Source organism: Algoriphagus sp. (genome assembly GCF_024305035.1).
In the GTDB taxonomy this organism is placed as follows: Bacteria; Bacteroidota; Bacteroidia; order Cytophagales; family Cyclobacteriaceae; genus Algoriphagus.
On record NZ_JAMWZB010000014.1, the window covers coordinates 59,966 to 75,074 of the forward strand.

A 15,109-nucleotide genomic window follows, 5' to 3' on the forward strand; every position below is an offset into this window, starting at 1 on the left:
TATGAAAATCCTCATCACAGGAATCACCGGCTTATTGGGAAGCTACCTGGCCAAGGAATTTTCTTCAAAAGGAGAAATTCACGGATTTCGCCGTCCCCATTCAAGTGCGAAGCTATTGGATGAAAATCTACCGGTAATTTGGCACGAGGGCGAACTATCCGATATCGAGTCTTTGGAGTCTGCTTTGGAAGGCATAGATTTAGTTATCCACTCAGCTGGTTTGGTTTCATTTGATCCTAGAGAAACCAACGCTCTTTTTAAGGTAAATGTCACTGGCACCGCCAATTTGGTCAATGCCATGCAAAATACTGGAGTAAAAAAGCTCATTCACATTTCCTCGGTCTCAGCGATCGGTCGCAGTGCTGACCAATTTAAATTGGATGAGGATTTCAAATGGGTGGATTCCCCTCTCAACACGGATTATGCTATTTCTAAGTATTGGGGCGAACTCGAGGTATGGAGAGGACAGCAGGAAGGACTCCAAGTACTGATTATTAACCCCTCCATTATCCTAGGTAAAATCACAGATGATCGAAGTAGCACGGCCATCTACCACTACGTTTTGGAAGAAAACCGATATTATCCTACAGGGGACCTCAACTATGTGGATGTTAGAGACACCTCGACTGTAATTCGGCTGCTCTTTGAAAAGGAGCTTTGGGGGGAGCGATTCATCGTCAGCGCAGGATCGATTCCCTATCGGGAGTTTTTTGAGCGGATGGCAAACGTATTTGGCAAAAAAGCTCCAAGAATCAAAGCCAATCCGACTTTGCTCCGGTTCGCTGTGATTTTTGCGGGCATTATGCGAAAATTGGGATTGAGTAAAAATCCGTTGAATAAAAAAACAGCGATGATATCCTCCCAAAAAATTAGCTATTCTAATGAAAAAGTCTGTCAAGCATTAGATTTTCGCTTTCGTAGTCTGGAGGAAACCTTTTCTTGGGCCAAATAAACTTATTTTGAATAAGGTTCGTTAACCACAATCCGAATAGAATTCCTGTTAAAGATTTAAAAAAAAGAACAGTCTAGATTTGAGAATAAATAATATTCGGTAATTTAAGTAAACCTTAACACAAGCGAATGACCGGAGATCACGATCACGATTGGGAAAACGACAAAAAGCTGGTAGAGCGCTTTGAAAACTCCCTCAAGTCAAATCTTGACCTTTATTTTGACGAAGAAGAACTGGAGGACATTATCCGATTTTATTTTGAACAGCAAAAATTCCTAAAAGCACTTCGCGCTTCTGAATTTGCTTTGGAAAAATTCCCCTTTTCAGTAGAAATCAAACTCCTCAAAGCCCAATGCCTCATCTTCAATGATGAGCTCGAGGAAGGCTTAGAAATCTTGGAGAATATCAATACCATTTCACCCAATAATGAGGAAATCATTCTTGCGCTTTCCAATGCCTATATTCTTGCTGGAAACCCACAGGAAGGGATTGAGCTCCTAGAAAATTTTCTTCCGCTTGCTGAGGATAGGGCAGAAGTTTTTTATTCATTGGGAAATCTCTTTCGTGCCAAAGGCGACAATACCAAGGCCAGCTATTACTTTAAAGAATCCGTAAAAATCCGAATCAACCACGAAGACGCACTCTTTCAGCTGGCTATGATTACCGAGGAAGAGGGAAACTTTGATGAGATTTTGGAGTTTTACCAAGAATTTATCGATCAGGACCCCTACAGTGCCGGGGCTTGGTATAATTTGGGCGTGGTTTACAATCGATTGGGCCGATTTGAAGAAGCGATCAAAGCTTACGATTACGCCATCTTGATTGACGATTCCTTTGCTTCGGCTTACTTTAATCTGGGCAATGCCCTTATGAATACCCAGCAATTCGAGTTGGCTTTGGAAGCTTACCAAAATACCATTAATTGCGAAGGGGTAAATGCCGAAAATTGCTGTTATATGGGTGCGGCCTACGAAAAGTTGGGAAAAATCGACGAGGCGTTTAAGTACTTCAAAAAATCAGCAAAACTAGACGAGGAATATGATGACGCTTGGTTTGGCTTGGGAATGTGCATGCTAAAGAAAAATAAATTTTTTGAGGCCATTCATTATTTCAAAAAAGCAATCAAGCTCAGTGAAGAAAACCCCAATTACTGGGTAGGCCTTGCCGATGCGGAATTTAATCTGGGAAATCTCCAGGCCAGCTCTGAAGCCTATGAAGAGGCAATCAATTTGGAACCGGGAATTATGGAAACCTACGTCAACCTTTCGGTGATCTATTTTGATCAAAACCGCTTTGAGGAAGCCATTGACGTGATTCAAGAAGGAATTGACGAACTTCCCGAGGAAGCTGAGCTCTATTATCGAATGGTAGTTTACCAAATCAAAATGGGCAAATACAAAGAAGCGTTTTCATTTTTGGAAAATGCCTTAACTTTGAACTTTGATCGGCATACGATTTTGTATGAGCTGATGCCTGAGCTTCAAAAGCAAAAGGCCATCTACAAATTAATTGCCCAGTATCGAGATGAAAATCTCTTGCCCTAAAACTTAAAACCAAGCGAATGAATTATGTGCTAAAGAACATCCCCTTGCGAACTGAAAAGCCTCGCAATGCGGGGTTTACGATGGCGATGGACAAAGGCCTCAGCCTGAGAGAAGTAGAGGACTTTGTGGACAGCTGTTCGGATTTTGTCGATATTGTCAAATTAGGATGGGCCACCTCCTATGTGACCAAAAATCTTTCTGAAAAACTCGCCATCTACCGAGAAGCCGGTATTCCAGTTTATTTTGGAGGAACTTTATTTGAAGCGTTTATCGTCAGAGGTCAGTTCGACGATTACCGAAAAGTATTGGATAAATACAATCTGACTTTTGCAGAAGTATCCGATGGCTCAATATCCTTGAATCACGATAAGAAATGTGAATACATTTCTACCCTTGCCAAGCAAGTGACCGTACTCTCTGAAGTCGGGTCCAAAGATGCCGCAAAAATTATCCCTCCATACAAGTGGATTGAACAGATGCAAACCGAACTCGAAGCCGGTGCTTGGAAAGTTATCGGTGAGGCAAGGGAAGGCGGAAACGTTGGATTGTTCCGTGATTCAGGGGAAGTGCGTCAGGGCTTAGTAGAGGAGATTCTCACTCAGATTCCTGAAGAAAAAATCATCTGGGAAGCACCAATTAAATCCCAGCAGGTCTGGTTCATCAAGCTGCTTGGAGCCAATGTGAATTTAGGGAATATTAGCCCTTCTGAGGTAATCCCGCTAGAAACCATCCGTCTGGGACTACGAGGAGATACTTTCGATCATTTCTTAGGAGAAATCAAACTCTAACTTATCCATCCTAAAAGAAAGGCTGATCGAATTTGATTTTGGTCAGCCTTATTTTTACCATGAAATCATTGAAAAAAAACGGATTGACCTATCTAAAAGGGATGGCAATGGGCGCAGCCGATATTGTCCCGGGGGTCTCCGGAGGATCGATTGCCTTGATTGCCGGGATTTATCAGACGCTTTTAGAAAGTATTAATTCCTTTAATTTAGAAAACCTCAGCTTACTTAAAAACCTTGAGTTTAAGAAGTTTTATCAGGCTGTGAACGGGACTTTTCTAGCGAGCTTACTCTTGGGTATCCTAACTAGTATTTTTGCCTTGTCCAAACTCATCACCTACCTGATGGCAGAGGAACCGATTCCATTATGGTCCTTTTTCTGTGGTTTAATTTTGATCAGTGCTTTCTTAATTCTAAAAGACATCAAAAAATGGCACCTTGGAGTTTTTTTGGCTGTTTTGATCGGTACTGCCATCGCCTGGTGGGTAACCAATTTGCCTCCTACTACTTCTCCAGATACCCAATGGTTTATTTTTGTATCCGGGGCAATTGCGATTTGTGCCATGATTTTGCCTGGCATCAGCGGGAGTTTTATCTTGTTGATTTTAGGAAAATACGAAGTCATCCTTAAAGCACTATCTGACCGGGATATCCTTACCTTAGCCATTTTTGCAGCCGGCTGCGCGGTAGGAATTTTGACCTTTAGCCGCGTGGTTTCCTTTTTGCTTCGAAAATTTCATTCGGCCACAATCGGACTCCTTTCCGGTTTTATGCTGGGATCAGTCAACGAACTTTGGCCTTGGAAAGAAGTCATCGAATGGCGCACCTCCTCGAGTGGGGAAGCAAAGCCGTTTTTAACCGAAAACCTCCTTCCTGGGAATTATTTGGAGATTGTTGGAAAAGAGCCCCAACTGCTCTCCGCCGTATTGGCTTTTCTTTTCGGAATAGGAATCGTATTATTTATCGAATGGTTGGCACAAAAACTCCAGAAAACATGAGAAAATTCGGATTGATCGGTTATCCACTGGGCCATAGTTTTTCCAAAAAATACTTTGAAGCCAAGTTTGAAAAAGAGGACATTCAAAACTGCCGGTTCGATTTACATCAAATCGCCGAAATTAGTGCATTTGAAAAAATTGTAAATGAAAACCCAGAACTGGAAGGGCTTTCGGTAACCATACCTCATAAGCAAGCGGTCATTCCATTTTTGGACCGACTTGATCCAGCTTGCGAAAAAATTGGGGCCGTGAATTGCATCCACATCAAAAACGGATTAAAAATCGGCTACAATACTGACTACATCGGATTTAAGCAATCCCTTCACCAATGGTTGGGAAATCAAATCCCATCCGCGCTGGTATTGGGAACGGGTGGAGCCAGCAGAGCGGTCAAACAAGCACTGACCGATTTGGAGGTGGATTTTCTTTCTGTTTCCAGAAATCCTGGGTCAGGTTTAATCACCTATGAAGACTTAGCCAAAGATCCTTCCTTGATGGAAAATCATCCTTTAATCATCAATACCACCCCTTTGGGTACCTTTCCCAAAACCAATGTAATGGCAGAAATCCCGGTTTCGCAGCTGCATTCCGGTCATTTTATTTACGATTTGGTCTACAATCCAGCAATCACGCGATTGATGAAAGCCTGTCTCGACCAAGGAGGAAAAGTGAAAAATGGACAGGATATGCTTGAACTTCAGGCAGAAGCAGCATGGAAAATCTGGAATTCTTAGGTTTGCGTTTTAGCAGTTCTAAGGAATGATCTTTCGAGGAATATCTTTCGGTAGACGGGTCAACAACTCATAGTTTACCTGTTGGGTGGATTCCGAGAAGGAAGCCACCGTGATTTCTTTTGATTTTTGCTTGCCAATTAGGACGACTTCATCGCCAACCTGGACATTTTTTAGCGGAGTAATATTCACTGCAATGGCATTCATGGTCACCGTTCCGACTACTTGACAGTGCTGCCCACCAATTAAAACCTGACCGGAATTAGAAAGCAATCTACTGTAGCCATGCCCATAGCCAACCGGGACGATAGCCAGTTTCATGTTTTTCAACGCCATAAAGCTGTTTCCATAGCCAACAAATTCCCCCATTTTCACTTTCTTCAAGCTCATGATTTGACTTTTCCAAGTAATCAAACGCCTGAGCGGATTTTTATTTGTTTTAGGTAGGTCCTTTAGCTTAGCAAAATAGGTTTCTTTGGTAGGCCAAAATCCATAACCCGCTATTCCAATCCGGACCATGTCCATGATGGTTTCTGGAAAAATCAAGGTAGCGGCCGAACAAGCGGTATGGTAACGGTTGAAAAAGAGGTGGTGTTCCGACAGGTAATTTTTGAAATTGTAATAGCCTGAAATTTGATTTTTGACTCGCACATAGTTGCTGACACTTTCGGCTCCAGCATAATGGGTGCAAAGCCCTTCGAGAATCACATGTTCCTTTGCTTTTTGAAGGACCTGAACCAATTTCTGCCGATCCTCCCATTCAAATCCAGTCCGGTGAAACCCCGTTTCCAATTCGATATGGATTTTAGCGGCTTTTCCGATTTTTTTTGATGCGTCTACAGTTTTTTCCAATCGTTCAAAATCAAACACATAAAAACTGATCTCTGCGTTGATCAGCGCTCCTATCTCCTGATGATACAACATCCCAAGTATCATAATCTCGGAGTTTTTCTTGGAGTATTGTTTAACCAACCAAGCTTCATCTGAACTGAAGGTACTAAAATGCCTGACTCCGGCTTTTTCGGCAATTTGAACCATTTCTTCAATACCATGGCCGTAGGCATTTCCTTTGACCACAGCTGAAATAGTCGGCTTCGGGCCGATTTCGGATCGGATGTAACGGATATTTTGCCGATAGGCTTTGGCACTGATTTCCAAAAAAGACGTTGCGATCATAAATGATTTAAAGGGAAAGCCAAAAATTAAGGGAGGCAAAGCCCAATTCCCAATTCTTTTCTACATTTATTCAAAACTTTTGAAATTATGAAAGAACAATCACTGTCTCGATGTCCCTGGTGTCTGAGTTTTCCACAGTATAGAGATTATCATGACAACGAATGGGGGGTGCCAGTCTATGATGATCAGACCCATTTTGAGTTTTTAATTTTGGAAAGTGCACAAGCAGGCCTGAGTTGGGCGACAATCCTGAAAAAAAGAGAAGGTTACCGCAAAGCCTTTGCTGATTTTGATTATAAAATTGTGGCAGAATTTCCCGATAGCTATGTGGAAGAGCTCTTGCAGGATCCCGGCATCATCCGCAATACCTTGAAAATCAAAGCTGCCATCAACAATGCAAAGCGATTTATGGAAATTCAAGCTGAATTTGGTTCTTTTTCCGAATACATCTGGGATTTTGTCGGAGGAAAACCCATCCAAAATCAGCTTAAAAGTATGAAAGATGCTCCTGCCACCTCACCCGAATCCGATAAACTGGCCAAAGATCTCAAGAAACGAGGCTTTAAATTCTTGGGCTCCACAACGGTTTATGCCCATATGCAGGCCACGGGTTTAGTCAATGACCATTTGGTGGATTGTTTTCGTTACCAAGCGGTAAAGACTTTAGTGAAATAAGCCCTAGACGGATTTATTTGACGGTTAGATTAATTTCATCAAAATAGACCTTACCATAAGTAAGATCAGGAACATTTAAGCTTACCCTGATGGATTCCGCGTCCTCTGGAAAGCTTTCCAAGGTTGCTTTCAATAAATACCAATCAAAATTTCCCTCAATTTCATTTTGTGCTCCTGCGGATCGCCCTCCACTATCTTTAGAGGGGTCCACTCGAAAAAATACCGTTATTTTCCCGGTTGAGTTTGGTGAAGTCCTGATATTTTCCCCTTTGATAAATACCAAAAGCTCCAACGTACTTCCTGGGGCAGGCATCGGTCCTGTGTATGTTTGGGTCCAGTTTCCACCTCCAAGATAAGCCGTATCGAGACTTTGAATAAAAAGGGACCTATTGCCGGACACAAACTCGTCAGAACTGACCCCGGCTGAGCTATTATTGGAGGGAACCCAAGGAAAAACATTGTCAGGATAAAGGGATAAATTGGGATTCAACAGTAATTGACTTCCTCTAGGTGCAAAGTCTTCCTCCGTGCAAGAAACGAAAAACAAGATAATCAACTGAATAAAAACAGTTTTGAACCTCATGACCCTAGTATTAAATCATGGTTAAGATACGTTTTTTTAGTAGAATTAAATAAAAAAAACCGATCTGTTAGTTTATAAACAGGTCGGTTTTAAATAAGCGTTTGATCAGACTTTACGCAAAAGCGAAGAAAACCAACCAAACTAATATTAAAATCGGAAGTAAGATTGGAAGGGAAAACCGGATGATGTAACCAAAGAAGGACGGCATTTTGACGCCATTTTGCTCAGCTATGGATTTGACCATAAAATTGGGCCCATTCCCGATATAGGTCATCGCTCCGAAGAAAACCGAAGCAATGGCGATGGCCATCAGTTCAAACGCTGAATCTGGATAACCATCTGCCGCAAAAGTCCTAACATCCTCTATAGAATTAATGGAAGCCCCTTCAGAGGCCATGGCTGCGGCCAAGAAATTCAAGTAAGTCGGAGCATTGTCCAAAAATCCTGAAAGAATTCCCGTTCCCCAATACAAGGTGTTATGGGTAATTAAAGCTGCTCCCTCGGGAGACTTTGCAAAATTACCCACCAACTCCAGCGCTGGCATCATGGTACCAAATATTCCCACGAAAATGAAGGCTACCTCTCGAATAGGCTCAAAATTAAATTCATTTCCTTTGATTGCCCGTTGATCTGCAAAACGATAGGAAAGGTAAGCGACCGACAACATGATGATCTCTCTTAGGAAAGAAAACTTTTGCCCATCATAAACAATCGCTGGTACCCACTCAATGACATTTGGATCCAGAAAAACAGAACAGATTATAATAAATAACCAAGCAAAGTTTCTCACACCAATCAGCGAAAATTTATTGGTATAAGACGCTTCTTCTTCCGGCTCCAGCACATCATTTGCGCGCCCAAGTTTTCGATCAATGAAATAAAATGCCACTGAAAGTAGAATCAGGGCAAATAACCAATTGTCCCAGTTATACTCCAAGGTCCAGAAAAACGGAATACCCTTAAGAAACCCTAAAAATAGCGGTGGATCCCCGATTGGGGTTAGCGAACCTCCAATATTACTAACCATAAAAATAAAGAAAATTACATGGTAGGCCTGGATGTTCCCTTTGTTCAGCCGAATAAAAGGTCGGATCAAAAGCATGGAAGCACCTGTCGTACCGATTAAATTGGACACCAAAGATCCGATCAACAAGAGGGAAACATTGGCCATGGGAGTAGCCTTCTTATCGATTTCGATGAGTATACCTCCTGATGCAACATAAAGTGAGGCTAAAAGCGCGATAAACTGCACATACTCTGCTAAAGCATGAACCGGACCGTGGACATTACCTAGCACAAATAAGTAATAAAGAACTACCAATATGGCTAAGCCAATAGCGATTTTAGGGTAATTATGGTGCCAAAAATGCTCATAAAAAAGGGGGCCTGTGGCAATCATTAATAAAAGCGCCACAAAAGGAATCACTAACCAGCCCGGAGGAGTGTGATGCGCCTCCTGCTCATGTTCTTCATCCTGTTGTATTTCTACACTTGAACCGGCCTCCACCTGATCTTCGGCTTGAGCTACATACTCAGCAGCCGGACTGCTCATTTGGGCCAATGCTGGTACAGGTTTGATACTGGAAAAAATCAGAATTCCGAAAAGCAGGGATAGGCCAAGTATATAGTTCTTCATATGTTTAATAGGGATAAGCCGGGGTTTCTAGGGGGTCAATTTAAGCAAATATTCTTGGGTTGGAAACCTACTTCCCAATTTGCTAAACTACAGATTTTGCCTTAAAATGACACAAATCAAAGATCAAACCCGACGGATTTAACCAAAAGTTAAACCAGCCGGGCGAGGGATTCTATTAGTTTTACACGAGTTGACCCAAAGCTATTTTAAAGGAGCTTTCGGCTAGTTTAATTTTACCTGGATTTTCTGCGAAGGTCCTTTTCAGAGCGCTTTTAATCGTTTCACTTACATCCTGAAAAATTGCTTCATCGGTGACCATCGCATGATCGCTCATCAGGTAGGCAAAGACCCGAGCCATCCCACAGTTGGCAATAAAGTCGGGGATTACTGAAACCTGTTGATCAGCCCATACTCCGATTGGTCCAAAGAAAATCTCCGGATCAGCAAATGGCACATTAGCTCCGCAGGAAATTACCTCTAGGCCGGCATTGACCATTCGCTCAGCTTGTTCTCGGGTAACCAATCGTGAAGCTGCGGCAGGGATAAAAATTTCAGACTCCAAATCCCAGATTTGTGCATTGATTTGATCAAAAGGAATCAAATCATCAGCTACAAGTTGATTGCCATTCCGATGCACAAAAAGCTCCCGAACCTCATCCAAGGAAAACCCTTCCTGTTTGATCAAACCGCCTTCGCGATCGATTATACCCACGATTTTTACTCCTTCCACTGCCAAAAAACAGGCCGCCGCGGCACCTACATTTCCCCAGCCCTGGATGACCGCACGTTTTCCTTCCAGTTTTCCTCCCCAGATTTGATAATAATGACGGACCGCTTCGGCGACTCCGAAACCGGTAATCATATCTGCTACAGTATATTTTTGGGGGCCGTTTGGAGTGTATTTTGGATCTTCCAAAACTTTGGAAACGCCCTGTCTGAGTTGTCCTATTTTTCTGATTTTCTCAGGCTCAGAAGCATGAAAATGCCCATTGACAATCCCTTCCTGTGGATGCCAGATTCCATAGGATTCGGTAATTGGAATCACCTCATGGATTTCATCTACATTGAGATCCCCACCAGTACCATAATAATTTTTTAAAAGAGGCGTCACCGCTTTATACCACCTTTTCAGAACCTCTTTTTTCCGGGGGTCTTTCGGATCAAAATTTATCCCCGATTTGGCACCTCCTATAGCCGGACCCGACACGGTAAATTTGACCTCCATAGTTTTTGCAAGAGACTCCACCTCACGCTTATCCAGCCCTTTTCGCATTCGGGTGCCTCCACCTGCGGCGCCCCCACGAAGAGAGTTGATCACGACCCATCCTTCCGCCTCGGACTCAGAATCGGACCATTCAAAAATGATTTCAGGTTGTTTGTTTTCAAATTTCTTTAATAATTCTTGCATCTCGTATTTGGGTTTATATGCTGCGCAAAAATAGAAAAATATCCAGCCTTAACTAGTATGATTTTTTGGAAGATCAGCTATACCATACCCCTCCACAAGAATCTTCCGAGGCTCCAGTGACCGAGGCCAGGCAATTGATTTCATTTCGGATTCGTAGGGCTCCCAAAAAACCAAAAACCAATGCTTCTTTAAACTCAATCAACTCTTTGCTGGCAGGATGGTGGATCCATTTCCCATCCAAGTGCGCATCCAGTCGCTCTAGAAAAAATAAATTATATGCTCCTCCGCCGGTAATCAGCACCCTTGGCCTTTCTACCACCTTATACCGATGAATGATATCTGAAATTTGGAGGGCATAATGCTCCACCAAAGAGGCGAGTTTGTCCTGTGGGGAAATCTCAAATTTTTTGATCAGAGGTAAAAAATCCCGCTCCATATCTTCCCTTCCTAGAGATTTAGCTTCCGTAAGCTGATAAAAAGGAACCTGATTGAGTTGACCGAGAAGTTCAGCATTTACCTTACCGGATCGGGCCCAGTTTCCCCTGTCATCGTAGGAGGCTCCCAATTCTTCGGCTAGGGAATTAAGCAATAAATTAAAAGGGGAACAGTCAAAGGCCACTCTTTGTCCTTCATGCTCCATGCTGATATTTGCTATCCCTCCTAGGTTAATACAAAAATCACTATCGGAAAAGAGTAGGCGATCTCCAATGGGCACAAGCGGTGCTCCCTGCCCTCCCCGTTGGATATCGAGCATACGAAAATCATTGATTACAGGGAGATTTGACGTTGTCCGCAAGGCCCAGCCGTTACCAATCTGCAAGCTTAGCCCCTTAGAAGGTTGGTGGAATACGGTATGCCCATGCGAGGCGACAGCAAGCGGACGGATTTGATTTTTCTGACAGAATAACCTGACCTGCTGACCCATCCATTGGCCAAAGTCCACATCCAGCAAATTCAAATCCAAGGAAGAAAGGCGATGACTATTTGGTAATTTTCCTTTTAAATACTCTGGAAAAGGAATCGTTAAAGCCTTGATGATTTCATAGCTCCAGCTTTGGTCCAGGGTATATTGACAATAGGCAAGATCCAATCCATCACCGGAAGTACCGGACATCAGTCCAATCATGGGATAAACAGCCGTGCTCATGGGTTAATGTTTGTTAAGTAAAGGCGATATAAAGATAATTTTAGACGGGATAAAAAGCCTGCTTTTTCGAATTACTTAATTTGCAGGGATTATTTGTCAGATGCCAAACCTAATTATTGATATTGGAAATACACGAATCAAATCAGCTATCTTTGAGGGCTCGATTTTGATCCAGGAGTGGGTTCATCAAGAACTCGCTGAGGCGCAGGTGGATTGGAAAAAGCAGGCTTTCCATCAATCCATCATTTCCTCGGTGAGATGGACAATGGAAGAACTTTCCAAAATCCTCAATTTCGAATTTCTATTTCTCAATCATCAGACTGAACTCCCCATTCAAAATGATTATACCACCCCCCAAAGCTTAGGTCTTGATCGAATTGCAGCGGCTGTGGGTGCTTGGCAAATGGCAGGCAAACAAGAAGTGCTTGCCATAGACCTCGGCAGCTGCATGACCGTGGAGTTTGTGGATGATCAGCACCGGTATAAAGGAGGGGTGATCAGTCCCGGGTTGAAAATGAGAGCTCGGGCCATGCATGAATTCACCGCTAAACTACCCTTGATCTCGCTGGAAAATCCTTCTAAGGAAATATTGGGAAATTCGACGATTACCTGTATGGAGTCGGGAGTTTGGTTTGGAATCCAGTTTGAAATAATGGGTCAAATCAGGCATTATCAAAAAAAATATCCAAAAATTAAGGTCTTTGTTTGTGGCGGAGACGCACAATCTTTTGATTCATTGGCAAAAGACCACATATTTGTAGTCCCAAATTTAGTCCTTCACGGATTGAATTGCATTCTAAACCACAATGTTGAGTAAATTCAAATGGCAGTTATTGGGTGTTTGCTGCACCCTTTTCTTATTTTCTGAAGCAAAGGCACAGTTAAGTGCCTCGACCTATTCCGCTCTCGGGGTAGGGGAGTTCAATTATTCCGGTTTGACCCAAAATCAGGCGATGGGCGGTTTAGGGATCAGTTTCGGCACAGGTTGGAGCGCCAATGTGGTCAACCCAGCCTTACAAACCAGAAACACCATTTTTAATTTTCAAACGGCCCTCAACTACAAGCGCATCAATGCTTCTAATGGAGATCAGACATCCGAAGTAGATGGAGGAGGTTTATCCTATATCGCACTTTCTCTTCCCTTTAAACCAGGGAAATTCACAGCAGGACTTGGCTTAAATCAAATTTCCTCAGTCAATTATGATTTGCAGATCTCAAGTTTGGTCAACAATGAAGAATTTAATGCCATCAATGACATTACCGGAGACGGAGGGATATCCGAGGCTTACTTCAGTTCAGGATTTCTTTTAGCCAAAAATCTGAGCCTAGGAGTGCATGCTTCCTACCTATTTGGATCGACAATCCGGACCAATCAGCTTTCGATTTTCAATGAAAATGGTGCGCAAGTCGGAGCCACTTCAGAATATTATGAAAGATTAACAGTTAGCGATCTGGCTTATAAATTCGGTGCTCATTACAACTTTGAAGTGGGGAACGAAAACAAGTTCCATCTGGGTGCCATTTATCAGCACTTTGGGGATGTTAATGGAAAAGCCTTTGCCAAACTCGCTGCAATTGGCCAAGCTAGCGACCCCGATTCGGATGGGGACCTCATCGCCAACGACGAAAAGGGAAGTATCTATATTCCAGATCGTTATGGATTTGGGATTAGTTATGAAAAAGCCAACAAATATGTTGTAGGCTTAGAGGGTCAGTATCAGGATTTTGGAGACTTTCGGGATTTTTTAGGAGATCCCTTAAGACTAAACGAAACCGTAAAAATAGGCTTGGGATTTCAGATTGTACCGGATTATTTGTCAGTAGACAGTAACTTCAAGCGGGCGACTTATCGCTTCGGATTGGAGTTTATTAAGACTCCGTACTACCTTAACCAAACCAATATCAATGACCTTGGCATTAACTTTGGAACTTCGATTCCTGTGAATCAATTATCATTAATGAATTTAGCCGTGAAAGTGGGACAACGTGGAACCACCTCTGCTGGACTCATCCGCGAAAATTACGTGAACTTCACCTTTGGATTTTCGCTTAATGATAACAGTTGGTTCTACAAACGAGTATTTCAATAAGAAAATCTGAAGCAGCATGAGTCGCTGAATGAAAGAGAAGAGCAATTAAACCGAATTAAACAGTCAAAACCATGAAAATTAAATCAACCCTTCTGGGGCTTTCTGCCTTGCTTCTCGCCGGAATGGTTCAGGCACAGGATGGATGGAACTGGCCTGCTGACCAAGCCCAAGAGGCGAAAGCCCGTGAGTACAATGCCGCATATACTGATTATATGAAGGCGGATCAATTCATTGAAGCTACCAAGCCGTTACACTGGCTCTTAGTCAATGTACCCGAGCTCAATGAGTCCATTTACCAAAACGGTGTAACCGTTTACAAAGGGGCTGCAGACGCTACCACAGATGAAGCACAAAAAAGAATTTATCAAGATTCAGTTTTGGCGATCTATGATAAACGAGAAGAAATTTACAACAATGCAGAAAGGTGGATAGAAAATAAAGCCTACTATAATTATGGCTTCTTTAAAGGAACTAAAGAAAAATTAGCCGGGGTTGTTGCTGATTTCGAGCGAGCATTGGAAATAAATGGTGGTCTTTCCTTAACGGATCTATATGCGGCCTATTTTGATGCAGTTTACAGACACAATGCCTACAACAAAGTATATGAGCCAGAAGAAGTACTCGCCATTTATGACAAGATCCAAAAGTATCTTGAAACTGCCGAGGCTGAAGGAAAAGATGTTTCCAGTGCTAAGAGCACGACAGAAACCATCTTGGTAGCTATGGAGCTCATCGATTGCGATTTCATCGAAAATACCTTAGGGCCTAAATTGATGGCAGACCCTACCAACGAAGCTTTGGCTCAACAGATATTTAAATACTCTGTGCAGTATAAATGTTATTCTTCTGAGGCTTTCTTGTCTGCCCTAGAATTAATTGACTCAAATAATCCTACCTTCTCCACCTCTCAGGTGAGAGCGATGCGATACATGCAAAATAAAGAGTATGAAAAAGCACAGCCCGTGTTGGAAAAAGCTTTGGATCTTGCCGAAAACAATACCCAAAAAGGTGAAATCTACATGGAGCTTGCCAAAGTTCACGCAAATTTAGGCCGCAAATCAGACGCTCGAAATGCTGCAAAACAAGCAGCAAGTATTGACGAGTCACTTACTCAGGATGCCTATTCTATGATCGGAGGACTCTATATGAATTCCTTCAATGATTGTAGAGGTGGACAGTCTCGAGTCAAAGATAGAGCCATTTATATGGCCGCTTACAATGCCTACCAACGAGCAGGTGATTCTAAGGGAATGGCTTCTGCTAGAGCTCAATTCCCTTCCAGAGAAGAGGTATTCACAGAAGGTTTGGAAGTGGGCGCAACTGTCAGTACTGGATGCTGGATCGGGGAGAGCGTATCCATCGCTACCAGAGATTAATCCCATTC

Annotated in this window: 14 protein-coding genes; 9 read left to right on the forward strand and 5 right to left on the reverse strand. The window is 42.7% G+C overall.

Annotated features, from left to right (window positions below; all coding sequences use genetic code 11):
• Position 1: 1 nt before the first annotated feature.
• The 5 genes from Q0L00_RS09695 (at position 2) to Q0L00_RS09715 (ending at position 5,013) form a co-directional block, all read left to right on the forward strand.
• The gene (locus tag Q0L00_RS09695) at positions 2-952 is read left to right on the forward strand and encodes an NAD-dependent epimerase/dehydratase family protein (protein WP_297336682.1); all 951 of its coding nucleotides are present in this window, start codon (positions 2-4) and stop codon (positions 950-952) included.
• A gap of 128 nt (positions 953-1,080) precedes the next feature.
• Positions 1,081-2,496: a tetratricopeptide repeat protein gene (locus tag Q0L00_RS09700; protein WP_297336683.1), complete on the forward strand. Its 1,416-nt coding sequence runs from the start codon at positions 1,081-1,083 to the stop codon at positions 2,494-2,496.
• A gap of 17 nt (positions 2,497-2,513) precedes the next feature.
• A complete protein-coding gene (locus Q0L00_RS09705; protein WP_297336684.1) occupies positions 2,514-3,284 on the forward strand; it encodes a phosphosulfolactate synthase in 771 nt (256 codons plus the stop codon).
• A 59-nt stretch (positions 3,285-3,343) separates the two neighbouring features.
• Positions 3,344-4,279, forward strand: coding sequence for a DUF368 domain-containing protein (locus Q0L00_RS09710; protein WP_297336685.1), 936 nt, complete (start codon positions 3,344-3,346; stop codon positions 4,277-4,279).
• Complete coding sequence (locus tag Q0L00_RS09715; RefSeq protein WP_297336686.1) at positions 4,276-5,013, forward strand: shikimate dehydrogenase; 738 nt, start codon at positions 4,276-4,278, stop codon at positions 5,011-5,013. The genes Q0L00_RS09710 and Q0L00_RS09715 overlap by 4 nt, the downstream gene beginning before the upstream one ends.
• Before the next feature lie 18 nt (positions 5,014-5,031).
• Here the strand turns inward: Q0L00_RS09715 and alr are convergent, their stop codons facing one another.
• Entirely contained in the window at positions 5,032-6,186 is a 1,155-nt protein-coding gene (alr, locus tag Q0L00_RS09720) for an alanine racemase (RefSeq protein ID WP_297336687.1), read from the reverse strand.
• A gap of 87 nt (positions 6,187-6,273) precedes the next feature.
• On the opposite strand from alr, the gene Q0L00_RS09725 reads away from it, so the two are divergent.
• On the forward strand, positions 6,274-6,861 hold the full coding sequence (locus tag Q0L00_RS09725; RefSeq protein ID WP_297336688.1) for a DNA-3-methyladenine glycosylase I: 588 nt from the start codon (positions 6,274-6,276) through the stop codon (positions 6,859-6,861).
• Positions 6,862-6,874: 13 nt separating this feature from the next.
• On the opposite strand, the gene Q0L00_RS09730 is transcribed toward Q0L00_RS09725, so the two are convergent.
• The 4 genes from Q0L00_RS09730 to Q0L00_RS09745 all read right to left on the reverse strand — a co-directional run bounded on the left by Q0L00_RS09730 (position 6,875) and on the right by Q0L00_RS09745 (position 11,635).
• Positions 6,875-7,444 carry a hypothetical protein gene (locus tag Q0L00_RS09730; protein ID WP_297336689.1) on the reverse strand — a complete coding sequence of 190 codons (570 nt, stop codon included), beginning with the start codon at positions 7,442-7,444 and terminating at the stop codon, positions 6,875-6,877.
• 112 nt (positions 7,445-7,556) lie between these two features.
• Entirely contained in the window at positions 7,557-9,080 is a 1,524-nt protein-coding gene (locus tag Q0L00_RS09735) for a sodium:proton antiporter (RefSeq protein WP_297336690.1), read from the reverse strand.
• A gap of 181 nt (positions 9,081-9,261) precedes the next feature.
• Positions 9,262-10,488, reverse strand: coding sequence for a Glu/Leu/Phe/Val dehydrogenase dimerization domain-containing protein (locus Q0L00_RS09740; RefSeq protein WP_297336691.1), 1,227 nt, complete (start codon positions 10,486-10,488; stop codon positions 9,262-9,264).
• A gap of 73 nt (positions 10,489-10,561) precedes the next feature.
• Positions 10,562-11,635, reverse strand: coding sequence for an anhydro-N-acetylmuramic acid kinase (locus tag Q0L00_RS09745; RefSeq protein ID WP_297336692.1), 1,074 nt, complete (start codon positions 11,633-11,635; stop codon positions 10,562-10,564).
• A gap of 100 nt (positions 11,636-11,735) precedes the next feature.
• Between Q0L00_RS09745 and Q0L00_RS09750 the strand changes: the two genes are divergently transcribed.
• From Q0L00_RS09750 to Q0L00_RS09760, 3 genes are all read left to right on the forward strand, one after another.
• Positions 11,736-12,452 (forward strand): type III pantothenate kinase, encoded by a 717-nt coding sequence (locus Q0L00_RS09750; RefSeq protein WP_297336693.1) that lies wholly within the window; start codon positions 11,736-11,738, stop codon positions 12,450-12,452.
• Entirely contained in the window at positions 12,442-13,725 is a 1,284-nt protein-coding gene (locus Q0L00_RS09755; protein WP_297336694.1) for a hypothetical protein, read from the forward strand. The genes Q0L00_RS09750 and Q0L00_RS09755 overlap by 11 nt, the downstream gene beginning before the upstream one ends.
• A 71-nt stretch (positions 13,726-13,796) precedes the next feature.
• Positions 13,797-15,101 (forward strand): tetratricopeptide repeat protein, encoded by a 1,305-nt coding sequence (locus tag Q0L00_RS09760; protein WP_297336695.1) that lies wholly within the window; start codon positions 13,797-13,799, stop codon positions 15,099-15,101.
• The last annotated feature ends 8 nt before the right edge of the window (positions 15,102-15,109 follow it).